17 protein-coding genes are annotated in these 23,417 nt (G+C 39.1%); 10 read left to right on the top strand and 7 right to left on the bottom strand.

All coding sequences use genetic code 11. The features are described 5' to 3' along the window. Window positions 1-542: 542 nt before the first annotated feature. Window positions 543-1,094, top strand: coding sequence for an HNH endonuclease (locus tag OQE68_RS24570; protein WP_219339918.1), 552 nt, complete (start codon window positions 543-545; stop codon window positions 1,092-1,094). Between the two features lie 6 nt (window positions 1,095-1,100). Here the strand turns inward: OQE68_RS24570 and OQE68_RS24575 are convergent, their stop codons facing one another. From OQE68_RS24575 to OQE68_RS24590, 4 genes are all read right to left on the bottom strand, one after another. Beyond that, window positions 1,101-1,340, bottom strand: coding sequence for a hypothetical protein (locus tag OQE68_RS24575; protein ID WP_180566985.1), 240 nt, complete (start codon window positions 1,338-1,340; stop codon window positions 1,101-1,103). Between the two features lie 345 nt (window positions 1,341-1,685). Beyond that, window positions 1,686-3,476, bottom strand: a complete 1,791-nt coding sequence (locus OQE68_RS24580) for a M64 family metallopeptidase (protein WP_180566986.1) — start codon at window positions 3,474-3,476, stop codon at window positions 1,686-1,688. Window positions 3,477-3,743: 267 nt separating this feature from the next. Further along, on the bottom strand, window positions 3,744-4,349 hold the full coding sequence (locus OQE68_RS24585; RefSeq protein WP_180566987.1) for a class I SAM-dependent methyltransferase: 606 nt from the start codon (window positions 4,347-4,349) through the stop codon (window positions 3,744-3,746). Between the two features lie 239 nt (window positions 4,350-4,588). Then, window positions 4,589-5,029, bottom strand: a complete 441-nt coding sequence (locus OQE68_RS24590; RefSeq protein WP_180566988.1) for a MarR family winged helix-turn-helix transcriptional regulator — start codon at window positions 5,027-5,029, stop codon at window positions 4,589-4,591. A gap of 297 nt (window positions 5,030-5,326) precedes the next feature. On the opposite strand from OQE68_RS24590, the gene OQE68_RS24595 reads away from it, so the two are divergent. Both OQE68_RS24595 and OQE68_RS24600 read left to right on the top strand, forming a co-directional pair. Beyond that, window positions 5,327-6,127 (top strand): alpha/beta fold hydrolase, encoded by an 801-nt coding sequence (locus OQE68_RS24595; RefSeq protein WP_180566989.1) that lies wholly within the window; start codon window positions 5,327-5,329, stop codon window positions 6,125-6,127. A gap of 37 nt (window positions 6,128-6,164) precedes the next feature. Next, entirely contained in the window at window positions 6,165-6,422 is a 258-nt protein-coding gene (locus tag OQE68_RS24600; RefSeq protein WP_353618517.1) for a DUF2164 domain-containing protein, read from the top strand. Window positions 6,423-7,014: 592 nt separating this feature from the next. On the opposite strand, the gene OQE68_RS24605 is transcribed toward OQE68_RS24600, so the two are convergent. Together OQE68_RS24605 and OQE68_RS24610 are read right to left on the bottom strand one after the other, a co-directional pair. After that, window positions 7,015-10,080: a MexW/MexI family multidrug efflux RND transporter permease subunit gene (locus OQE68_RS24605; protein WP_180566990.1), complete on the bottom strand. Its 3,066-nt coding sequence runs from the start codon at window positions 10,078-10,080 to the stop codon at window positions 7,015-7,017. Between the two features lie 15 nt (window positions 10,081-10,095). Further along, window positions 10,096-11,250 carry an efflux RND transporter periplasmic adaptor subunit gene (locus OQE68_RS24610; protein WP_180566991.1) on the bottom strand — a complete coding sequence of 385 codons (1,155 nt, stop codon included), beginning with the start codon at window positions 11,248-11,250 and terminating at the stop codon, window positions 10,096-10,098. Window positions 11,251-11,686: 436 nt separating this feature from the next. Here OQE68_RS24610 and pyrF point away from each other — a divergent pair, with 436 nt between their 5' ends. Further along, a complete protein-coding gene (gene pyrF, locus OQE68_RS24615) occupies window positions 11,687-12,499 on the top strand; it encodes an orotidine-5'-phosphate decarboxylase (RefSeq protein ID WP_180566992.1) in 813 nt (270 codons plus the stop codon). An 82-nt stretch (window positions 12,500-12,581) separates the two neighbouring features. Here the strand turns inward: pyrF and OQE68_RS24620 are convergent, their stop codons facing one another. Next, complete coding sequence (locus tag OQE68_RS24620) at window positions 12,582-13,829, bottom strand: multidrug effflux MFS transporter (protein ID WP_180566993.1); 1,248 nt, start codon at window positions 13,827-13,829, stop codon at window positions 12,582-12,584. A gap of 339 nt (window positions 13,830-14,168) precedes the next feature. Here OQE68_RS24620 and OQE68_RS24625 point away from each other — a divergent pair, with 339 nt between their 5' ends. The 6 genes from OQE68_RS24625 (at window position 14,169) to OQE68_RS24650 (ending at window position 23,359) form a co-directional block, all read left to right on the top strand. Beyond that, the gene (locus OQE68_RS24625; RefSeq protein WP_180566994.1) at window positions 14,169-14,774 is read left to right on the top strand and encodes a CDP-alcohol phosphatidyltransferase family protein; all 606 of its coding nucleotides are present in this window, start codon (window positions 14,169-14,171) and stop codon (window positions 14,772-14,774) included. 391 nt (window positions 14,775-15,165) lie between these two features. Continuing rightward, window positions 15,166-15,732 carry a type 2 periplasmic-binding domain-containing protein gene (locus tag OQE68_RS24630; RefSeq protein ID WP_180566995.1) on the top strand — a complete coding sequence of 189 codons (567 nt, stop codon included), beginning with the start codon at window positions 15,166-15,168 and terminating at the stop codon, window positions 15,730-15,732. Between the two features lie 380 nt (window positions 15,733-16,112). Continuing rightward, window positions 16,113-19,976 (top strand): RHS repeat domain-containing protein, encoded by a 3,864-nt coding sequence (locus OQE68_RS24635; RefSeq protein ID WP_180566996.1) that lies wholly within the window; start codon window positions 16,113-16,115, stop codon window positions 19,974-19,976. A gap of 58 nt (window positions 19,977-20,034) precedes the next feature. After that, on the top strand, window positions 20,035-21,258 hold the full coding sequence (locus tag OQE68_RS24640; protein ID WP_180566997.1) for a hypothetical protein: 1,224 nt from the start codon (window positions 20,035-20,037) through the stop codon (window positions 21,256-21,258). A gap of 2 nt (window positions 21,259-21,260) precedes the next feature. Beyond that, a complete protein-coding gene (locus tag OQE68_RS24645) occupies window positions 21,261-22,442 on the top strand; it encodes an RHS repeat-associated core domain-containing protein (protein WP_219339919.1) in 1,182 nt (393 codons plus the stop codon). A gap of 131 nt (window positions 22,443-22,573) precedes the next feature. Beyond that, window positions 22,574-23,359, top strand: coding sequence for a substrate-binding periplasmic protein (locus OQE68_RS24650; protein ID WP_180566998.1), 786 nt, complete (start codon window positions 22,574-22,576; stop codon window positions 23,357-23,359). The last annotated feature ends 58 nt before the right edge of the window (window positions 23,360-23,417 follow it).

The following is a 23,417-nucleotide window of genomic DNA, read 5'->3' on the forward strand; positions in this document are numbered from 1 at the left end:
GGGCAGCAGATTACTAGGAAGAGTTAGACTGTTTAAGGTTTGCTTGATATTAAGTCACTAACATGAATGAAATAGTGTTTGGTTTTATATTACTTCTATTCACTAGTTTAGTGCATATCTCTAATTGATCAACATGTTGTTTGAATGTTCGAGTTTCTCTAAACCCAGGTATTCAGCAAGACAGAATATAAGAGTAAGGCTATGTTTATAAATAAGAAAGTGAATTAGTCATAGTCGATGTGCAAATCAGTCATATGACAAGATGAGTACACTTTTAGCATTAACCAAAATGAATGGTGAAAATGTAATAATGATGGGAGAAACTATCAATAGATAGCATCCAATAGATAGCATCATTTCGTTGGCCTATGCCTGTTGCCAGTTACGATGAGGTGTCTGAATTAGAAAACCACGCATTTTTAGCCTGGCTGGGCCAAACAGGGGCTGTTAGACACTACCCTAAAGCCATTTGTCGCAGCCCTTTATGTCAAAATAGTTGTGGGTAATAGGTGTGAAGCAGACTGGTGGAATGGTGGGTAAATATGATTCGTGTATTAAGGTTGAATAAATCTGGGTTGCCAACCGCATGGATAAGCCGAGAAGAAGCAGCCACCTTGTATGTTAAACAGCAAGTATTATGGAGTATTGGAGAGCAACCACTGCGTATTGTTGGAGGAATCAATAAGTTTGGTGTTCGCTCTGAAATTAACATGGACCCCATCATTGCCTGTATGGGGGATCATCGTAGACAAAACTTTGTGCCTGGTTTAAATAATGCACTGTTATTTCGTCGTGACGACTACTTGTGTATGTATTGTGGCAATGTGTTTAAAGAAACGGACTTAACTCGGGATCATATTGTGCCTAAAGTGCAAGGTGGCAAGGATGTGTGGAAAAACGTAGTCGCTGCTTGTCAGCGTTGCAACCACCATAAAGGTGGTAGAACGCCGGAACAAGCAGGGATGGAGTTATTAGCAGTACCGTTTGAGCCTAATGTGTTTGAGTTTATGTATCTAGCTAACCGGCAAATTCGCGGTGACCAGATGGAGTATTTGCGATCACGCTTTACTGGCCAGCGTTGCTGGAAAATGTAAGCTAATTCAGTTGACAACCGTTTCAGATAACGATTGCATCAGTGTTTTTACCGTGCTGGTTAATTGCTGAAAGATATTTTGCCAATCAATATTGCGTAACACTTCTTGAAAAGTGTTAATTAATTCAGCAACAGCCTCTCCGCCAGGGCCAATCTCAGCGTAGGTTAATACTGCTGCAGTTACTAATGTCCATTCAAATGTTTTGCGTAGTAGCCAAATAAACACTAAACCCATAGTACCTAACATAAATACACATCTCTTCATGTTAATGGTTGATTTCTTGTTGCAGAAATTAACCTGAATATCTCAATGTGATCAACAAACGAAGCGTTGTTTTTAACCGAATGATGGTTAATATTGCGATACATATAACATTTGTCTGAAATAACTTGAATAGAGGTAAGGCTATCAAGCGACGATGCGCCATAAACCTATAAATAATAGGCGAAAGATGAGATGATAAGTAATGTGACTAGATCGACTTGGAATAGCGTTAACTGGTTGACGGGAAATAATATGACTATTTAAGGGTACCTCTAAAAGAATATTTTTAAAGGTACCTTTCAGTTCATATTAACTACTTAGGATATATTAACTATTAAGGGTGCCCTTCAGTGAAACTTCAAGTGGCTCTGATGCTTTACCCATTTCATCACAACCATTGGTACCAATTACTCGAACTAACTGCTCACTTTCAGCAGCAAGATTAGTTATTTTTACCACTGTAGCTGCTGTGTTTACTTCATCTTGCCAAGTTCCTTCAATTAACCGTTGGACCGTATAGTGTTGGGCGTGTGTAGGTGCTAACCAGGATAATTGAAAACTATTGTTATCAAGAATTTGAGCAGTTAAATGAGAGGGTGGGGCGGGCGTATTACAGTGATTGCTAACGGTTGTTAATTTAATATCCCAGGTAAAGGTATCTTTAAGTCGGTTTTTACTATCGATAATAACATGACTGGTATTATCCCGTGCTTCTACCGTTAACTGATAACGACCAGGGGGGTAATTATTCCCCATAAAGGTAAAGTGAGTTGCTGAGCTAACTGGTTTACCATTCAGCTTCCATCTAGCAGTGACTGTATTGGTAGTAGGCTGCAGTAGTGAAGCCGCAAAGCCTTGTTGTTGTTGTGTGCTAAGACTAATGGTTTTAGTGTTAGGCGTTTGTGACGAGAGTGGTGTAGTAAAGCTGTAAATTCGTCGTATCAGTTGTTCACTGTTGACGGCATAAAATGGCTGACCTAACACTCGCATGAGTGAATTATTTGTTGGGCGATACATCCCATAGCGGCAATATTTTGCGCCTTCAAACACACTCACATTATTAGCAACATCAACCCAGTGGGCCCACTTGCTGCCTGAACGGTTATTGGTGACATTGGCTTCTGACGCTGCAGCCACCCGGCAACTGCCGTAGTCGTATTCATCCGCCAGTAAACCAAAGGTATGTGCCACTTCATGTAAGGCTAAATCAACAGCTGATGAGTGGAGTGACATGGTAGCAACAGCACCGCCAGAGCCGCCATATTTATCGGTATTGACCACTACCACAATAATATCCCGAGAATGACTGCTTAAACGCTGAGAGACGTATTTTTGCACTTCATTAATATCAACACATAACAGTCGGTCGATATTATAACAATTAAAATACGACTTGAAGCGGGTGTCTTTGGGATAGCTATAGCCAGCACCAGACTGATTACTGATTGATTCTACTCCCCACACATTAAAATAGCTTTTATATAGGCTTAGTGGATGCTCTTCAAAAAAGCCATTAACGACAGTCGTTAAGTCCTCTTTAAAGCGAGCAATTTCATTTTGAGTATAGCCTTCTGCTACAAATACCAAGTCGACCCGATTACTGGAGGGGCCATTATCAACTAGTTTAAAAACGGACTCTCCGGTTTTTTCTTTAACGCCATAATTACTTAACGCTACATGACGCTCAGTAGAAAACTGCCAAGCTAAGCCCTTTTCAGGGTTAATTTTAGGTGAAAAAATCAATATTTTATTTATGGCCTCGTTTTCATCAACATTCAGGTAAAGATTACCTGTGTCCAACGGCTGGTTAATCACCGATTCAATAAACCCGGTTTGTGAATTAAATGCTTCGCCTCTTAACATTAATGGGCTAGTTAACTGCTCTATCTTCACTATTTTATTGTGACTGTTTAACTGAATAACAGCTAGCGTATTTATGGACTGCGGTTGACCCAGTTGTTTATTTAATTGGCTAAGAAAGTCACCATAACGTTGACTTTCCCTATCCATTAAAAATTCCTGGTTAGTTAAAACAAACTCCAACAGTTTTGCGTGACTAGCTAGAGTTGTACAATAAAACAGTAGTAGAGTGACTAGTCCTTTAGTCATGGCTTTCATAACACCTCCCTGTTTGTTATCTACCATTTGGATATAAAGGTATTGCGTTGGTAGCTTGTAAGTGTAGGAGAACTTAGTAAAAGAAAATAGAATATATTGGTACTATGGTGTTAAATAATAATTATGACTGGTAATAAACATGTTGCAAGTCTTTCGCATTAAGGCTGTCGCAAAAGTACTTCAAATCAAATCCTTTCTCCCCTGCGGGGGAGAAGGTTAGGATGAGGGGCTAAACAAATACCTTTTGTATTGGGTATAGATATTGGGCTATTTGTTGCTTAACTTCTTGGCCTTCACAATAATCGTTTCAGCTTTAAATGATTGTTTGTCTGGCATTGGGATTGTTCGGTTAAGGTGACCTTGTTTTTCTATGTGTAGGTCGGGTGCTACCTCTAATAGCAGTGCAGCAATATCCTTGGCTGGAGAAAACAGGTGGGAAACTTCCTGGTCACAGTCCATGTCGCTGTTAGCAATGCCGATAAAGAGTAGAGTACCACCAAGCGCCAAAGCGTTAACGGCATTAGCCAGCATCTGTTTTCTTTCTGCCAGAGGTAAGTGGATAAACACCATATACACCAAGTCAAACTGTTGCTCTGGCTGATAAGTTAAAATATCGTTTACCTCTGTATTAATTGTTATCTCCTGTTTATCTGCCTGTCGATTAATTCTATCGATGGCTTTTTGAGAAAAATCAATGGCAGTCACTTGCCAACCGGACTTTGCTAAAAATAAACAATCTGCGCCTTCTCCAGCACCTAACTCCAATGCATTACCTGAAGTTAACTCAGCTACTTCTGTGGCAAATACCTCATCAGGCTGGATCCAAATTGTAGATTGTTCTTGATAATAGTTATTCCAAAATTCAGAGTTCATTTTTTATCTCCATTTTATGTTTTGGCAAAAATTAATTTTTATTTTGTTAGGCTAACTAACTATTTGGTTAAAAAGATAAATCTTAAAATATATATCAAGTGGTGTTATTTACACCTTTTCTTTGAGGGTTATGCAAAAGACATTTTTAGCCCCCTCAATCTTCCTTTTTCAAAGGAGGGATTGGGTTTTAATCCATATCTGCTAGCTTTAACAATATACTCATGAAGAAGAGGGGGCCTCTACAGGTGTTTACACACCTTATTCATCACCTTCTCAAACAGTCGATATTCCTCCTTGGTTAACTGTTGTTTAATGGTGGTAGCCATGTTTTTATAAATTGCCTGTTCTTTGCGTACCAACGCCATCCCAGCTTTAGTCACTAGCACATGCTGGGCCCTGGCATCGTAACGACATTGTACCCGTTGGATAAGACCACGTTTTTCCAGTTTATTGACCATGGTACTGGCAGATGCCCGCTTTACCTGCATTTTTGCCGCTAAATCTGTCAGGTGTGGCCCATCAAACACTGTGTCTTGGTGGGCATCACAAACACCTTCAATAGCAGCTAAACAGGTTAAGTACTCATATTCATTAAAGCTTAGTTCAGCTTGCCGTTGGTCTTGGTTCCATAGCCGAGCCAAATATCGGTGAAAGCAATCCAGAGACTCATCTAACTTCATGATCGATCATCACTTCTCACTAGTTTGTTAGTTAACCTAACTAAATGTTACGTTGCTGTCAAATGATATATCACAGTAATGGTTATTTTGGCCCCTTGCCCTGTAATAAGGTAATTTGGAAAGGCTGCCAGCTTTACCACAATTGTGCGGAGTTATATTATTCGTTCTGAAAAAATAAGCATTGTTTGTAGCTCAGAGAGTTTCTCGGTAGTTTTGCTAGGGCTGTAGCGTGCATTTACTAATTATGAGTAGTATGACTTATGCAAGTGTCTGTGCACAAAATTGGAAAAAGAGAAAATGAAGTATATAACGGAAGGTTCTGGAGAGTATTTAATATTGGTACATGGTGCTCTCACAGATGCAACTATGTGGTTGCCGCACATTAACCACCTTAAGTCTGATTACGAAGTCATCTCAGTTACGCTGCGTTATTTTAATGGTGAGGATAAAGGGAGCTTTGGGCTAAATACCCATGCAAGTGATTTGGCAGAATTATTAGCTAAGCTTTTTACTGAAAAGCCAATTAATATTGTTGGTTGGTCGTATGGAGCCGATGTGGTACTTAATATGCTTCTACGATATAAGGTAGAAAATGTTTCAGGTATTTTCCTATATGAACCAGGCTTTCCTGGGTGTTTACCAGAGCAAGAAATAGAAATGTGGTTATCAGACGCAAATGCCATGTTTGGTAGGGTTTGTAAATACTTTTCTGAAGGAAAGCTTGAGCTGGCAGTTGAAGTGCTTATTGATGCTTCGGGGAATAAACAAGGGTATTTTAAAAATCAACATCTGGCGATAAGAGAGCTGCAACTGTCGAAGGCATATACATTAGCATATCAACTTAACCAACAGGAGCAGCCTGATATAACCTGTACTAACGTATCAAATATACGAAACCCATTGGTTATTGGATATGGCTCGCAAACGCGTGATATTTTCAGGCTGGTTGCAACAAATACTGCAAAATTATCGGAGGCTTTTAAAGTCAAGGAAATAGTAGGGGAAGGACATATGCTGCCACAAGAGAACCCTGAAAAATTTTCAGTATTGATTAAAAATGTAATCTCATCACTAGTGGGGCATGGATCACTAGGCTAACGGTTGGATTATTATTTGAACCTAAATAAGGAGATAGATGTTGTCAGATATAAAATTTAGTAAAAATGAAAAGGACATTTTGATACAAAAGGTCAAGATGTATTTTTTTGAAGAGTTAGATCAGGAAATAGGTGGTTTTGATGCTGAGTTTCTTATTGATTTTTTTTCGCAAGAAATAGGTGCATATTTTTATAATCGAGGCCTCTACGATGCTCAGGCGCTGATTGCTAACAAAGTAGATGAAATTTCTGAATCATTATATGAGTTAGAAAAACCAACCGAGTTTACCAAGTAGGGTGGTCATTTCCCGCTGGTTAGGCGAATCACTTCTGTTGCAACACAGTTATAAAAACCTCCTACTATACCCGTCGCGAATCATTTTTAGGGTTTGTTGCCATCGTTCTTCATCCCAATCACCTATTATTTATAGGCTCATGGGACTTCATCTCTCGGCGGCCGCCCCTAAAAATGCTTCGCATTGGGTATATTACCAATAAGGCTAATAGTTTTTTGGTGATTTCACACTTCCTCCTATATAAATAGAGGGGTGGTTGTATGTTGTTACATTGATGATAAGAAATGTAACAACAGCATTTTTCATGACAAGTATAGTTGATGTAACTGTCTGCTATGCTTTAGTAAATGGGTAGGTTTGGCTATCTCATAATATAATGAAAAGCTATTTTTTTATCTTTATCCTTCTTTATTGTTCACTATCAACCAAAGCCCAAAATTTAATTGAGCTAGCAAATGGTGAGTGGGCACCTTTTTTATCACAAAACTTACCACATTTGTTTTTCATTGAAAGCAACAAAAAAGGCCAGCAATGCTGGCCTTAGCTATCAAAGATAACAATATGAGAATTAGAGGTGCCCTTAATAAATAAGCTAACTGATAGCTAATTTCCCATTAACCACAGGTTGTTTACCATGATCTTTCGCAAATAAAGTATACATGGTGGGTACTACATATAACGTAAATAACGTACCAATGGTCATACCGGTGGCGATTACCAGGCCAATATCAAAGCGGCTGGCCGCGCCAGCGCCAGATGCTAGGACTAAAGGTACAACGCCTAATACCATAGCAGCGGTGGTCATTAATACTGGGCGCAAGCGAATAGAAGTCGCTTCGATAACCGCTTGATGTTTACTTAGGCCTTTTTCCGTTTGTAGTTGGTTGGCAAACTCTACAATTAAAATGCCATGTTTACTGATTAAGCCAATTAAGGTGACCAAACCGATTTGGGTATAAATATTAATAGTACTGACGCCTAAAGTGAGGGGAATTAAGGCTCCACAGATAGACATTGGCACACTAATTAATACCACAATTGGGTCCCGAAAACTTTCAAACTGGGCTGCAAGTACCAGGAAAATCACGATCAGTGAAAACAGGAATGTATAGAGTAGGGCATTACCTTCCTGCATAAATTGGCGCGACTGGCCTGAATAGTCTTTGCCAAACCCTTGGGGCATTAATTCATTGGCTTTTTGATTTAAAAAGTCTAACGCCTGACCTAAGGAAACCCCTGGGAACATAACCCCTTGTAATTTAGCTGCATTCAGCTGCTGGAATTGATTCAGCTGATTAGGCTTGCTGACGGAAGTTAGCTCGATAATACTGGCGAGTGGAATCATATCCCCTTGTCGATTTTTAATATAATAACGGTTTAACCAATCAGCCGCATTACGGCTGGTTAAATTAGCCTGGGGGATCACCTTGTAACTGCGACCATCTAAGGTGAAGCGATTTAAACGTCCTTCACTTAAAAAGGTGGATAGGGTTTCACCCACTTGTCTCATATCAATATTCAATTGTGCCGCTTTATCACGGTTAATATTGATTTGCAGTTCTGGCTTATTGAACTTTAAGTCACTGGAGATAAACATAAATAAGCCACTGTGCATTGCTGCAGTAACCAGTTTTTCACTGACTTGATGAATAGTTTGGTAATCAGTTGTACTATTGATAATAAACTGAATGGGTAAACCATCACCAGCGCCAGGTAAGGGCGGTAAGTTAAATGAAAAAATTTGCAGCCCAGCTATTTGATCCAGTTTTTGTTGCACCAAGGGTTGTATTTGTTGCTGACTACGTTCACGCTGATCCCAAGGTTTTAATAGCATACCGGCAATCGAATTATTGACGGTACCCATACCATTTATCATAAATGAACTGTCGTATTCAGAAAATGAATTGAATATATCTTCATAATGAGATGTATATTTATTCATATACTCCAGGTTGGCATATTGGGGGGATGATGAAGAAATAAAGACAATCCCTTGATCGTCGGTTGGGGCTAGCTCACTTTTCGTCATCAAAAACAAGAAAGGAATGCTAACCAGTACGGTAATCGCAAATAATACAGTGACCGGGCGATAATTAAGTGCACCCGTTAATGAGCGTTGAAACCGTTGTTTGAGACGATCGAATAAATGGTCTAGTTTTTGTGCTACTTTACTTTCATGGCTTTTATCCAGTAGCAGTTTAGAACACATCATTGGCGATAAGGTTAGGGCGATAACCCCTGAAATAATAACTGCGCCTGCTAAGGTGAAGGCAAACTCGGTAAATAATGTACCGGTTAAGCCGCCCATAAAACCGATAGGGGCATAGACTGCAGCCAAGGTAATTGTCATGGCAACTACAGGTAAAGCAATTTCCCGAGCACCGACGAGTGCCGCATTATAAGGTGATAAGCCTTCTTCAATATGGCGGTGAATATTTTCCACGACCACAATGGCATCGTCTACTACCAGCCCGATGGCTAATACCATTGCCAATAAGGTCAGCAGGTTGATGGAGTAGCCCATGACTAACATGAAAAACAGTACCCCAATCATTGAGAGGGGAATAGTTACCACTGGAATGATGACTGAACGAAAAGCCCCCAAAAACATTAATACCACTATAATAACAATTAAGGTGGCTTCAGCTAAGGTTTTTACTACTTCATCAATAGAGGCATTAATAAATTCAGTTGCGTCATAAACCACTTTGGCTTTTAATGCATCTGGTAATTGTTTTTCAATTGCTGGCATTGCAGCTCTGACCCGTTTAATGACATCAAGTGGGTTGGCTGAAGGGGTAGGGCTAATCGCTACATAGACAGACTGAATGCCATTAAATGCTACAAAACTATCGAAGTTTTCTGCACTTAATGTCACTTCTGCGACATCTTTTAATCGTACCAGAGAATCTGCTTGGCTTTTAATAACCATGTCTTTAAATGCTTCTACATCACTTAAGTCTGTTTTGGCATTGACATTGGTAACCACCCATTCCCCTTTAGTTTGCCCTGCGGCGGATAAAAAGTTGTTGCTGAGAATTGCTTGGTTAACATCCTGGGCAGACACTTGAAATGCAGCCATTTTGACTGGGTCTAACCATAGCCGCATGGCAAAGGTTTTTTTGCCTAGTATATCGGCACTACCTACACCATCAATTGTAGATAGTTTAGGTTGTACAACTCGTGTCAGATAGTCGGTGACCTGTTCATTAGACATCTGTTCACTATAAAAGCTCATATACAACAGCGCTGTACCACCACTGGTTTCTTTAGCAATCACTGGTCTATCAGCAGCATCTGGCAGTTCATTTTGCACCTCTGCCACTTTGGCCATAATTTCTGTTAGTGCACTGTTAGTATCGTAACCTAAGCGTAAATACGCTTTTACACTGGAAGCACTTTGCATACTGGAAGAGGTAATGTAGTCAATCCCTTCCGCACTAGCGATAGCCTGTTGAATAGGTGTGGTAATAAACCCCTGAATGACATCAGCATTGGCACCAGCATAGGTGGTTTTAATGCTAATAACAGAATTTTCAAGTTCAGGGTATTGTCGTATTGATAAATTTTCAAAGGCCTTGGCACCCAGCAATATGATCAGTAAACTGACCACTGTTGCAAGCACGGGCCGCTTGATAAATATGTCAGTAAATTGCATAGCATTTCCCTGCAATTAAATTTTTACATCATTATTAATAACAATGCGGGCGCCATTACTTAATTTAAGTTGACCTGAGGTGACTATTTGATCACCTGCTTTTAACCCTTCTAGTACCGCTACGCTGCCATTTTGTTGAGGCCCCGTTTTTATATATTTGCGGTTAACAACCAAAGTAGGTGCTACATTTTTCTCTGCATCTGTAGTTGCCTTTGGTGGAACATTGTTAGCTGACTTACTACTTGTATTATTGTCAGTTTGTTCTGTAATAATAAATACAGAATCACCATATAAGCTGTATGTTACTGCTGTGATGGGGACTGTCACTACTTGAATAGATGCTTTTTCTAAAACAGCCAAATCAGCAAACATGCCAGGAATCAGTTTATGATCAGCGTTATCGACACTAGCTCTGATTAAAATATTCCGGGTATTGGGGTCGACTTTTGCATTTAATGCAGACACTTTGCCAATAAAGTGTTTATCTGGATAGGCATCAATATCAAACCTTACCTTTTGTCCTACATAAAGCTTAGGGTAAAACTGTTCAGGCAAGTTAAAGTCAACAAATAGTGAGTCAATATTTTGCAAGGTGGCAATACTTGCCCCTGCATTGATGTATTCCCCTAAATTAATTAAGCGAATCCCTATTTTGCCAGAGAATGGTGCCCGAATTTTCTTTTGGGCAATAATAGCTTTGGTTTTTTCCATGTTGGCAATGGCTTCTTCCAGTTCAGCACTGCTTAAGTCGAACTGGGTTTGTGGTATAGCCTTTTTTGTCAGTAGTTGTTTATCCCGAGCATAATTGAGTTTGGCGAGTTTGAGCTGGGCTTGTTGGCTTTTAAGGGTTGCTTGCTCAACTTCATCATCAATTTGTACCAGTAATTGGCCTTTCTCAATAAGCTGGCCTGATTCAAAGTGAATTGATTGCACCATGCCGCTTACCTCAGTCGCCAGCTCTACACCGTTGACTGCTTGTAAGGTACCAATAGCATGGATTTCTGGTTGCCAGATTTCGGCTTGGCTTTTAGTGGCTGATATGGTAACAGGAGGGGGGGTAAAGTTAGCAAAATACTCTCCGACCATTTGTTTTTCGAACAATTTATAACCGAAAATACCTCCAAAAATGATGGTCAGTAACAAGACCATTATGGCTAAGCGTTTAAACATGTATAGAATCCCTGCAACAGCAATAGGTTGAGAACAAGACGTAATTTTCTATGTAGTCTGTAAAAAGTGTGTTTGTTATATTGTTGTAGAAGTGAGGTATTGTTTAAATCATGATCCATGAATATCCTAATGTCATGTAAGCCATAGCACACAATATGTTGTGTGGCTATAGGCATTACTATACCTCATGTATTTTATAATAAGCAACGCTATGCCAGTATAAGACCTTAGTGTGTAGGGGGGGGCTGACCGCAGCTCCAAAACACCCTATTACCCCATCATGCTGGTTTTTATGGTGCTGAGTGGGCGGATGAAAAGGAAGGGAAAAATGCGTATTGGCTGTCGGTGTGCCATTGGCGTACTATATTGCACCTGATGTATCGGCTTTCTTGATAGCTAAAATGATTACATTGGAACTCATCAAAAGGTACTGTTAATGCGCTTTAATGACAAACTTAGGCTTGCCTGGAAGAAAAACAATTCTTTAGTGTGTGTGGGGCTTGACCCTGACTTATCAAGGTTGCCTGCAGGTATGGCGCAACAACGAGAGTCTATTTTTGAGTTTAATAAAACCATTATTGATGCTACTCATGATGTAGTTTGTGCTTATAAACCACAAATCGCCTATTTTTCTGCATATTCTGCTGAAGAGCAGTTAGAGCAGACCATCCAATATATTAAGACCCATTATCCTGATATCCCTGTAATTCTTGATTCAAAAAGAGGGGATATCGGCAGCACCGCGCAGAAGTATGCAGTTGAAGCATTTGAACGCTATCAGGCAGATGCTGTAACAATTAACCCTTATATGGGGTTTGACTCTGCTGAGCCATTTTTAAACTACCAGGATCGGGGTGTAATTTTATTGTGTAGAACCTCTAACCGTGGCGCGGGTGATATTCAGGACTTAATCGTTGATGGTGTGCCACTTTATGAAAGAGTGGCTGATTTAGTCGCTAATCAGTGGAATAAACACAATAACTGTTTACTGGTTGTTGGGGCGACCTGGCCTGAGCAAATGGCAAAAATCAGAAATATTGTAGGAGATATGCCCTTTTTAGTCCCTGGGGCGGGTGCTCAAGGTGGTGATGTTGAGCAATTGGTAAAAGCAGGCAAAACAGCAGATGGCACAGGGCTGATTGTGAATTCGTCAAGAGGTGTCTTATATGCTAGCAATGGACCTGACTTTGTCGAAGCGGCACGAAATGAAGTGATTAAACTTCGGGACTTAATTAATCAATTTAGGTAAGGTGTTTTTAGTTCCTATCTCGATATTTACAGGATGTCGCGAAGGCCATTCCCCCTTTGAAAAAGGGGGACTAAAAATACTCTTATACAGTTGTAGCCACTGGAGCAGAAGCTTGAGCAAATCCTTTATTACGATAGCCCAACAGCATCAACCCAATAATCAGTACAGCAGCGACTGACACAGAACTTAGTGGAAAGGTGCTGGTGTGAGGAAGTTGACCTGCCAGGTAACAGACCGGAGCAGCTAAGGCCATTTCAACGAAAAAAATCAGCCCAGAGGCTGTGCCTATATTGTTTTTGATGTTTCGTAATGCCGTGGTTTGACAGGCTGGAATAAAAATCCCCATACCCAACTCATATAGAAACATACCAAGTACATAGCCTGCTACTGCTTGGTTGCCTTGTAATGTATCCGTCACAAATCCCAGCCCTGTAATAAAAGCCAGGCTTGCTCCAGCAGCCATCATACCAAAGGTGATGTACAATACTCGTTGTATGCCTAAGCGTTCAATAGCTCGGGATGCGAATAAGCTACCCAGCACATAGCCTGTGATCATAATGGCTACACAATAGCTGAACTGTCGAGTGCTAAACCCAAGGTGGTCAATAAATACAAAAGGGGCAGCGGCAATAAACACAAATACACCTGAAAAGGCTACTGCTGCCATTAATGTATAAAAGCAGTAGTGACGGTCTGCTAAAACGGCTAAAAACCGTTGGCATAGGTTAGTTTTTACAGGTGTTTCTGGCTGGGCTGTGTAGGTTTCAGGTACAAACAGCCACACAATGGCCATTAGCAATGTGCCAATAATCAGCATTAATATAAAATTAGCTTGCCAGCCAAACAACTCTGCCAGGGTACCCCCAATAATAGGTGCAATAGCGGGTGCAATGGCCATACAACCACCAATCAGTGCAATCATCCTGACTTCTTGCTTTCCATCATAAAGGTCTCTCACAATGGTGCGAGACAATGCAGTACCAAAGCAGCCAAACACTGCTTGAAAAAAACGAGCAGTAATAAAAGCCCAAATATGCTCTGTTACTAAAATGGCAGCTGTTGCCAGTAAATACACAATGTAACCTGTAATAAGGACGTTTTTTCGACCAAATCGGTCAGCTAATGGGCCAACAATCAACATTGATACGGCAAAACCCAGCATAAAAATGCTGATCGTCCATTGCGCGGTGGCTGGCGACGTTGCAAAACTAGTACTGATGGTTGGTAATGAGGGGACAAATAAGTCAATTGACAGGGGGCCAAGTGCGGTGCAAAACACCAAAATTAATAGCATGATGTTAGGACGACGACTAAAATGACGATACACCATTATACATCCTCTTTACGGCTACCCTTGTGCTAGGGTCCTAGCCTATTCGCCTGTGGCTTTTATGATTGCTGATGGTTTGGTTGCTTTTTGAGCAAGTCGATAGCAGCATCATGAAAAAAAGAGGTGGATGATGCCTATTTCGAGATCGTCTTACTATGCGTAAAAACCCTATAGAGGTGCCCTATCTATTAAAAGTAGCTGTATCTGCCAGTAATCAGTATGCTAGAAGATATAGAGGTATCACTTTTTGGTCATTACTTGATCATTTTGTATATGGTTGTTGTAGATAGTTTTTGTAGATAAGTTTTTATAGATAGCTAAGGTTTTAAAATACCCATTATGGTTTCAATTTATGATATTAAGCCGAAATTTCAACAACTCTTGTTGCCGGTTTTGCATTTATTACATCGTACCCATATAACCGCCAATCAAATCACCCTGACAGCAATTGTTTTTTCTTTAATTATTGGTTTTACCTTTTGGCATGCTGATTCTAACCATTGGTTATTTTTAGTCTTGCCCATTGGTTTGTTTATTCGAATGGCTTTGAATGCCCTTGATGGTATGATGGCGCGCACTTATAACCAACAGTCCACGCTTGGAGAGGTACTGAATGAGGTAGGGGATATTATTTCTGACTGGGTTATTTTTTTTCCTCTGTTAAAATTTTTTCCTGAGCAGCTCTATCTGGTAGTCGCATTTCTGTGTTTAAGCATATTAAGTGAGTTTGCTGGTTTATTGGGCAAGGTCATTGCTGATGAGCGTCGTTATGATGGACCGATGGGCAAGAGTGACCGGGCATTTGTGGTGGGTGCCTGTGGATTAGCATTATTTTTAGGTTGGCCAGTAGCGAGTTATGGATTTTGGATATTTTTAATAGTAAATAGCTTATTAATGATGAGTATTTTTTTTAGAATCAAACGCGCGTTGCATAGTGTAGTTTAATAGTGGTAATCATTGCTGCAAGAGCTGTAGCCACCAGTATCTGGCTGCTAGCTTACCAATATTATTACTTGCTTTAAAGAATACTTTAGTTACAGTGAAATACTGAAGTTAGGGAATGTTGGTTAATTTATTTTTATACCCTTATCTTAATAAATTTATGAAAAATTAATTCCATTTTTTGAAAAATCTTGAGCTTAATACTTGATGGTGGGAACTTAAGTAGTTTTCGAAAATTGTTAGAATTATCGGCTTACTTGTATTTATTATCCTACCTTTATCAATATCTTATCTGATCAAAGCACCGCTCACAAAATTAACATTTCAGAACAATCTAGGCTATGCTTTTGTAATTAATTACCGCCATCCATGGTTATTGGTGAGGGTTCATAATATGAGAGCGACTAACTTAGGTAAAATGATATTTTCATTAATCATAACTTTTACTATTAATAGTACCATTGCTGATATTACTCATATTGATTTCTTGATTCCTGGTGGTGAAGGAGGGGGGTGGGATACAACTGCACGTCAGACTGGTCAGGCACTAATTGATACTAAGCTCATTAAATCGACAAGCTATAAAAATTTATCTGGTGGAGGAGGCGGTAGAGCAATTATATCGTTAATAACAGAAACTGATAAATACAAAAATACACTCATGGTGCAATCGACACCATTAATTTTACGGAATTTATCTGGCATCATTCCTCATTGCTATCGCGATATAACACCCGTTAGCTTGCTTATAGCTGAATATCAAGTGTTGGTTGTTCCAAGTAACTCTACATATAAAAGTACATATGCTGAGTTACTGAAATCACTTAATCAAACTGACAAGTGGCAAGAAGTGCGAAGTAAGTATGGGTGGGCAGATTACTTGAAAAGCGGTGAAGAGTTAAAAGCATTTTTAGAGAGTCAAGAAAACTCAATTAAGGACATACTGAAGCTTATCCAATGATCAAGCATACCCAAACACTAAAAAGAAAGTGTATTAAAAGAAGCTGATTATATTTTTTGATATAAAGTGTCAAAGTTTACTTAACTTTTCGCAGTAAAATTTTTTGTACGGTTGTTCTGAATTTGTTGGTTAAAATTTTGTTACATTCTGTTTCATAATTAATATATACTTTTAGTGATGTGTAGTTTGATACTTGGGGAAATAAGTACATAAATTAAGTACGGACGAACGAACTACATTGAAACAATACTTTTTACAGATTTATAACGTTTTTTTATTAATGTGCTCCCCCAGAAAATCAATTTCAATGAATTAATATTAAGGGTGCCTCTAATAATTGTTTTGTGAATTAGTTAGTAGGAAATTACTGGGGAAGGGATATGTCAGCAGCTGAGCACACTATTAAAACAAATGCATTTCAATACTCTAATCACTTAAGTGGAGTGGTAGACCCGCGAACGGGTACGTATCGCCTACAAATACAGCTATCCCAATTGCTAGGCGGTTTACTTATGGGGCCTGAGCTGGGTTTTTATATTCAATACCACTTTTTAGCTAATGAAAATCGAGGCTTTGGCCAAGGTTGGTTACATAATTTAACTCGATACGATCGTAAACGTCGTCAACTTCATTTAGGACAAGGACAAAGTTATCATGTTTCATCCTTTCATACGTTAGATAATAATGAAGTTGAATTAGAGCTACGCTATGCCAACCCTCATGAATTTAAAGCCTATGCACTGGCTAATACTGGTATCAGAGTTCAATATAAATCTGGAGTATGTGAATATTTAAATCCAGAAGGTTTCTTGGAATGTATTCAGCAACTGGATGGCAGAAGACTTTTCATTAACTATTATACACCTAGCAGAAGAGGAAGAATAAAATCAATCACTGATGATCATGATCAGTCACTTGGTTTTATTTATGACGAAAGCGGCGTTAGAATCACGAAAAATAATCATACCGTCATTTCATTACACATACATCACAATGAATTAACACGTGTTGTGCTTGCAGATGGTGCCAGTTATCAGGTTGAGTATGCAACTATTAATAACTGCCGAGTTATCAAGCAACTCACTCACCCGCTAGGTGCTATTGAGTCATTAACTTATGACTCAGAAGGACTTAGAGCACCTCAAGGCAGTCCACTATCAACATTCCCAGCCGTAACTCACCATCGTGTTTTTGGAAATGATATTACCACTATAAATGCAACATATACATATAGTCGCCACAATTACCTCGGCTTTGCCTCTGGGGCAAAATTTGTAAGAAATAAAGATAATTTATACGACCGTACTCACGATTATTGTTATCAGTCCACAGAACAGCGTGATAATCAACTAATCAAGAGAGTTTATAATCGATTTCATTTGCTTATTACAGAAGAAATACATGACAACAATAAAAATATTATGGTAGCCAGACGTCAGCTTGGGTATAGAGCAGATTGTACACAACCTTTTGACAAACAACTGGCAATCTACGCGCTACCGACTAGTGATATTACTACTTATTTTAGTCGCAATGGTGAGGAGAGGACAGAGGCTTTTCATTACGAATATGACGAGTATGGTAACCTAATCTCTTCAATGGATCCTTTTGGTATTACTCAACGCTATGAGTATTATTCAGCAAAAGGAGAAGATGGTTGCCCAGCATCTCCCACGCAAACACCTATTTATTTAAAACAAAAGCAAACTTTTCCATCAGAGAAATATGCAATAGGAACCGAAGAACCATTAATTCATCAATACCGATATAGAACCTTTCCTTGTATTGCCTTTAGTCAGAACAATATGACAGCTAATTCTTCGCTAATCACTCCATCATTTGCATTATTAACCTCTGAACTAGTTGCTACCAGTAAAGGGCAGCAGGTTTCTCAACGTAGCATAATTTATTATAACCAGCCTGATAATCATTTACTCCATGGTCGTATAGCTAAAGAAACATTATTAGTTGGACAGCGTAATACAGTCGATCAATATACCTATCATCAAACTGAAGATAACATTCAAACCGTTTTACACTGTATTATTGATGGAGACACACAGTATCAAGAAACGCTTACCCACAATATCTGTCATGAAAAAAAAATAGCGACAGTTGATAAATATGGGGTATTCACAAAGCTTGAATACGACGCTTTAATAAGGCTTAACAAAGAAATTACTCATGTTAATAGCCCCTACCAGGAAGAGTGTAATTATACTTACCAATTACAAGTAGATGAAATGTATTATGCAGTTACAAACACTGCAACCCACATGGAGAAATATTTTGTCGATGGGCTTGGCCGAATCAAAAAAGTGATGAAGACAGATGCTTCGGGTACTCTACAAACGTATGAAAGCAGAACCTACAATTCACAAGGTCAGTTATCTTCAGTCACTTTACATGATACCAATTATAAACAGCAGGAGCAGCAATACACCACTTATTTTGAATATAATATGTGGGGGGATATATCTAAAGAAACCCTACCCTCAGGGTTATCACAAGTAAAAAAAATTGATAAAGCAACAAATACGTTAACTCAATACCTAGAATCAACCACGGGTAAAAAATCACAATTACAAATAACTCGACTAAATGAGTTACAACAACCTACTGACACTAATATCAATGGCCAAACGATCAAGCAGTTTTATGATGGATTTGGACAATTAAGGGAAGAACAAGGTCGATATGATGTGCCAGTATATTACCAATATGACGTGCAAGGGCGACTCATAAAAGAGTCAATTAGTGACAGGTTAACGATTGAAAAACACTATGATCCAAACTCCCTAGATGAGTGGTTAACCCAAGTACGAGTGAATAAAATGACCGTAGGTGAGCGCACTTACGACAAGTTAGGAAGAGTGAGTACAGAAACAAAGCAGGGATTATCACCTACTCATTTTACATACACAGACCAATGGCCAGAACCAACGCGAATTGAATACCCTAATCAAGTGATCATTGAAAAAGCATTGGATGTTACCTTAGGACTCCCGTTAAAAGAAATCAGCTCCGATCAAACCATTAATAATATATTTGGTTATACAGAGCCAGCTGGCGAGTTGGTTTCAGTAACAACACCCCATTCACAAAGGCGTATGGAATATCAGGCAGATGGACTGATCAAAACAGAAACCCAGGGAGACCATCAAATACACTATCAGTATTCTCGGCAAGGAAATATTCTATCAACCACAGATTTTTTTAATAATATTGAGCAACGAATATATGATAATAGTGGGAGATTATTCAAAATCATTCAAGACCAAGGGACCGTTGAACTCCACTATGATGAGTTTGACCAAGTTAATAAGGAAGTGCTGATCACGCCATCCGGTCAGTCAATTATTCACCAATATTTTTACGATAACAATGCTCGACTTACTCAAAAAATATCGCTTATTGATCATGCCATCATGTGTCGTCAGTCATACAGCTATAACTCACATAGTAAGCTAATTAAACAACAACTAACTGACGAATATGGTACGACAACAACTGAACAATATCGCTACGATTTACTGGGTCGGTTAAGTGCATACCATGTAGATGGGCCAAATGGTCCTCGATATAAAGACAGTAATGATCCCAATGACGCTAAAGAGGGTGTTATTCAAAAGCAGCTTTATCACTATAACCATTTAGGCGATATTGATCGAGTTGTTGTGGAATACCAAAAGCATGGCTGTACCTATATCAAGACTCAACAGTTTTCTTACCATGAAGAGTATTTAGGGCAATTGCAGTCCATTACCAATAATACAACAATAACAAGCCTTGCTAATGGAGTTGATAATAGTGTGCGATCTAACCGTTATCAAGAAACTTTGGCTGTTAACTATGATGCGAATGGCAATTTAACTCAGGATGAGCAAGGTTTGCAATTTCAATATAATGCACTGAATCAAGTTACACGCTTGTTGAATACTAGTGGTGAACAAATTGCAAATTATTTATATGATGGCTTAGGACAACAAATTACTTGTCTTATACCAGAACAGCCACCACATCAGCGTTTCTTTAGCCAACATCAACAGATTAATGAATCTCAAGGTGACTGGATTAGTCGCAGATTAAATGGATATCATGGCACGCTGCAAAGAACGCTTCAAGGCCAAACAGGTGAGTTTACAGACATTATGATCACTGACTACCAAAAAAGTCCTATTTATTCAATTCAAGGAAAGCTTGTTAGAAATATGAGTTTTCACCCATTTGGTAATAGTCATTAATAAAAACAAATATTATCAATAATTTAAAAGTTAAGTAGTATTTCAAAAAGGTAAATTTATGGCTTATATAAAACTAAAAACGATTAAAATCCTGACGTTAGCGGTTAGCAATATAATCGTTGGAACAGCACTTGCTGGGTCATTAGACGCCAATCGGTATGAAATACAAGATATTCGAGTAGAGACAGACCTTGCCCATGGCCAGGCATATCAAATTTATGCCAATAGAAAAATGCAAGCACCTGTTTATATTAAAGTTAAAGCTATTAATCCTACAACTCGGCAAGCAGTTACCATTCCAGTGGATGAATTGATTTCAGCTAGCTACTTATTTGGGAAACAATCAGGACTCAATTTTACCTACAATCAATATTTTTCAACCTCTTCTGATCAACATTGGTTTTATACTGTAACAGAAAACCAATACCAACATACGGTGCCTCGTTCAGCAGGTATTGTTCGTCGTTCCGTTAGTCCTTCTGAAACGACTGTTCGTAATAATCCCAGGTTAGCTAATGGTTGGTCGCAATTAACCTATTGGGTATCAACAAATCAAACACACTACAGTAAACATGTATGTGCTGAAATTGCTATGAGTAATGGTGAAACAATTAACAGCTGTGATACAACATTGTATGATGAGTATGCTACTATCAGTGCAATAGACCCCTTGCAATACCGTGCGACAGACTTTAGCTTTGATTTTCATTACTTAAAAAAAACCGACTCTTGGTATGTTGGCTATTGGCAGCTTACACCTAATAATAAACAAATTAAGATTTATGGTTTAGAATGGGAAAATCCTTTGCAGGAAGGAAACCAATTTTTCAGAGCAATGAACTACTTTCGGCCTGGTGGTAGTTTATTAAGATACAACACTAATACAACTGCTTATTCGTTAATTCTTTATCCCTACAAACCTTCTATTGAACCCCAAACGATGAGTGACTATGTTCGTATCTGGAATATTGAAGGCAAAAAACGAGAAGACTACCACTTCGAACTGCCGCTCTCGACTAACAATGTAAAGTTCGTACAAGGAAAAGGCAGTTATGATGACTATAAAACCTGCATTTATATCACGCGCAATCATTGCAGCCATACACGAAAAAATGGACATTATGTCAATATGACTAGTAATGATGCTTATCATTACGATCTTCGTCCTAAATTCAACGTATTTGATCAGTTTGGTAACGCTGCTCACCTAAAATTGGTGGATAGCAATACCATTGAAAATTTAGGCTGGGATAATTATCAAATTATGGATGATGAGTCATAATTGTGAAGTTACCTAACCCATTTTTTAACCAGACTTTGCCAAGTACATCACCGGAAAAATTACCCAATTTATCTAGGCGGGGATTTTTAATTAAATCCTCCTTATTTGTCACTTCGGCTTCATTATTGACTACCAGTATTCCTGTACATGGTGCACTGACTTTGTCTAGTAACCATGAACGACCAACGCTGATTATTTTGCAAAACCCCATTGGTTTTACTGGCGAACAATATGATTCCATTGCCCAAGTTTACCATTTAGGCAATGGCTACCGTCTATATAATCCTCGGTTAATGCGATTTCATTCCATTGACTCCTTAAGTCCATTTAATGAAGGAGGATTTAACGGTTATTCATACTGCCTCAATGATCCCATTAATTTAGTCGATCCAACTGGACATATCAGTTGGCAAGCAGGTGTCTCTATCGGTCTAGGCGTATTAGCCTTGGTCATTGGGGTAGTGACTCTTGGCGCTGGTATAGCCGCATCTGCAGGCTTAATGACTGGAGCCGCTGCAATTTCAACAGCTGCCGCATTAAAAGCTGGCTTAGCTGTTACCTCAGGCGTAACAGGCATCATTAGTGGTGGATTAGGCATTGCTTCTGGAGCAATTGAAGAAATAAATCCTACTGCTTCTACACAATTAGGCTATGCTGCTTTAGCATTTGGTATTACCTCCGCTGCTACTGGCATTGGTTCATTGATTGCGGGGGCTAGAGTGACCGCAAATGCTAGCAGCCAATTAATTCGAAGCCCATTAAACCCCAGTTTAATTGCTTCCCCTAAATCTGGACAAGTTACTTTAAAGTTAACGGACAGCATTGCTCACTATAATCCAAGGTTTGTTGCAAAATCGTTACACCGCGTATTTCATGGCAGTGAGCCCTTTCAGCGGATTGCTATTACCGGCGATAAAGCCCCAGCTTTATTTAGAGGGACTAACTTTTTAGCAAACTCATATGCCCAACAATTATCTAACCAAACAGGAAAACAGGTTATTGAGCTTGCCCGCCGAGGCAGCGCTGCTATCCCACAATCGAGAAGAGCCAGCAGTGTGCCTAGCATTATTAATGCATCGACCGCTATCACCAAAAGTCCAATGTGGACACCTGCTCGATTGTTTGGCCTATCCCGCGTTATATACTCCAGTGGTATGATTGGGCGATCAGTATTGGCAACATGAATAAAGGGCACCTCTGATAACGCGCTGTTGACATATACTAGACTTATTTAACAGCGTTGTTGATCTTAAAGCGGTTTAAGCGTGATAAGCTATTTTTATAGGGAGCTAGAATGACTTAGCAGGAGATTTACATGGCCTATGTTTGGTTTAAAAGAATATTCACTACCATTTGTTTATCCGGCATAACGGTTGTTCAAGCAAGCCCTATTGTTACCATTGCTTATGAAGATACAGCACAAGTACCTTATTACTTAGGGGTAGGTTCGATAGTACCTAAACAGAGGCCTGGCATTACAGTTGAGCTGTTAAATCACATTGCGAAGCGTTTAAATTTTAAAATTAACTATGTACGTTACCCCTGGTCTCGTTGCCTAGCCACACTGGGAGACAATCGAGTTGATGCTATTTTTCATGCTAGTTTCAAACAAGATCGAATGAAGCTGGGGGTTTATCCCATGAGCAGGGACCTGCCTGATAGCCTTAAACGAGTTCATCGTAAAGCTTATGCTTTATACACAATTAATGGGTTTGATTTGAAATGGGATGGAAAACAGTTTGTGAACTTAAAGGGCTTAATTGGAGTCACTCATAAATATGCGATAGCCAATCAGTTAGAATCGATGGGAGTGAAGATTGATAAGGCTTATGACTCGTTAACACATCTGCGAAAGCTGGTTGCGCGTCGTATAGTAGGAATAGTTGACTTAGAAAATAAAATGGATCCTATTTTGTCTGAAAATAAAAGCCAGTTTTCTCAAGTAGTCAAGGTGTTACCACTTGTTTCTACCAAAGATTACTATCTTATTTTTTCTCATAAGTTTTATCAGACTAATAAAAAGCTTGCTGCTGCTATTTGGGATGAAATCCATATAGCACATAAAACAGGAGTTTATTCTGACATTGCTAAAAAATATTGAGTTAATACTTTCCAGGCATTAGTAGTAATATAGCCAGAGTGAATGATTTTTAGGGGAG

Source organism: Spartinivicinus marinus, from assembly GCF_026309355.1.
Classification (GTDB): domain Bacteria; phylum Pseudomonadota; class Gammaproteobacteria; order Pseudomonadales; family Zooshikellaceae; genus Spartinivicinus; species Spartinivicinus marinus.

Excerpts from the sequence above, each read along its gene's own strand:
- OQE68_RS24640 (WP_180566997.1), top strand. The coding sequence starts at position 20,035 with ATGGCTTATATAAAACTAAAAACGATTAAAATCCTGACGTTAGCGGTT.
- OQE68_RS24575 (WP_180566985.1), bottom strand. The coding sequence starts at position 1,340 with ATGTTAGGTACTATGGGTTTAGTGTTTATTTGGCTACTACGCAAAACA.
- OQE68_RS24605 (WP_180566990.1), bottom strand. The coding sequence starts at position 10,080 with ATGCAATTTACTGACATATTTATCAAGCGGCCCGTGCTTGCAACAGTG.
- OQE68_RS24625 (WP_180566994.1), top strand. The coding sequence starts at position 14,169 with ATGGTTTCAATTTATGATATTAAGCCGAAATTTCAACAACTCTTGTTG.
- OQE68_RS24650 (WP_180566998.1), top strand. The coding sequence starts at position 22,574 with ATGGCCTATGTTTGGTTTAAAAGAATATTCACTACCATTTGTTTATCC.
- OQE68_RS24570 (WP_219339918.1), top strand. The coding sequence starts at position 543 with ATGATTCGTGTATTAAGGTTGAATAAATCTGGGTTGCCAACCGCATGG.
- OQE68_RS24600 (WP_353618517.1), top strand. The coding sequence starts at position 6,165 with ATGTTGTCAGATATAAAATTTAGTAAAAATGAAAAGGACATTTTGATA.
- OQE68_RS24610 (WP_180566991.1), bottom strand. The coding sequence starts at position 11,250 with ATGTTTAAACGCTTAGCCATAATGGTCTTGTTACTGACCATCATTTTT.
- OQE68_RS24595 (WP_180566989.1), top strand. The coding sequence starts at position 5,327 with ATGAAGTATATAACGGAAGGTTCTGGAGAGTATTTAATATTGGTACAT.
- OQE68_RS24630 (WP_180566995.1), top strand. The coding sequence starts at position 15,166 with ATGAGAGCGACTAACTTAGGTAAAATGATATTTTCATTAATCATAACT.
- OQE68_RS24635 (WP_180566996.1), top strand. The coding sequence starts at position 16,113 with ATGTCAGCAGCTGAGCACACTATTAAAACAAATGCATTTCAATACTCT.
- OQE68_RS24585 (WP_180566987.1), bottom strand. The coding sequence starts at position 4,349 with ATGAACTCTGAATTTTGGAATAACTATTATCAAGAACAATCTACAATT.
- pyrF (WP_180566992.1), top strand. The coding sequence starts at position 11,687 with ATGCGCTTTAATGACAAACTTAGGCTTGCCTGGAAGAAAAACAATTCT.
- OQE68_RS24590 (WP_180566988.1), bottom strand. The coding sequence starts at position 5,029 with ATGAAGTTAGATGAGTCTCTGGATTGCTTTCACCGATATTTGGCTCGG.
- OQE68_RS24580 (WP_180566986.1), bottom strand. The coding sequence starts at position 3,476 with ATGAAAGCCATGACTAAAGGACTAGTCACTCTACTACTGTTTTATTGT.
- OQE68_RS24620 (WP_180566993.1), bottom strand. The coding sequence starts at position 13,829 with ATGGTGTATCGTCATTTTAGTCGTCGTCCTAACATCATGCTATTAATT.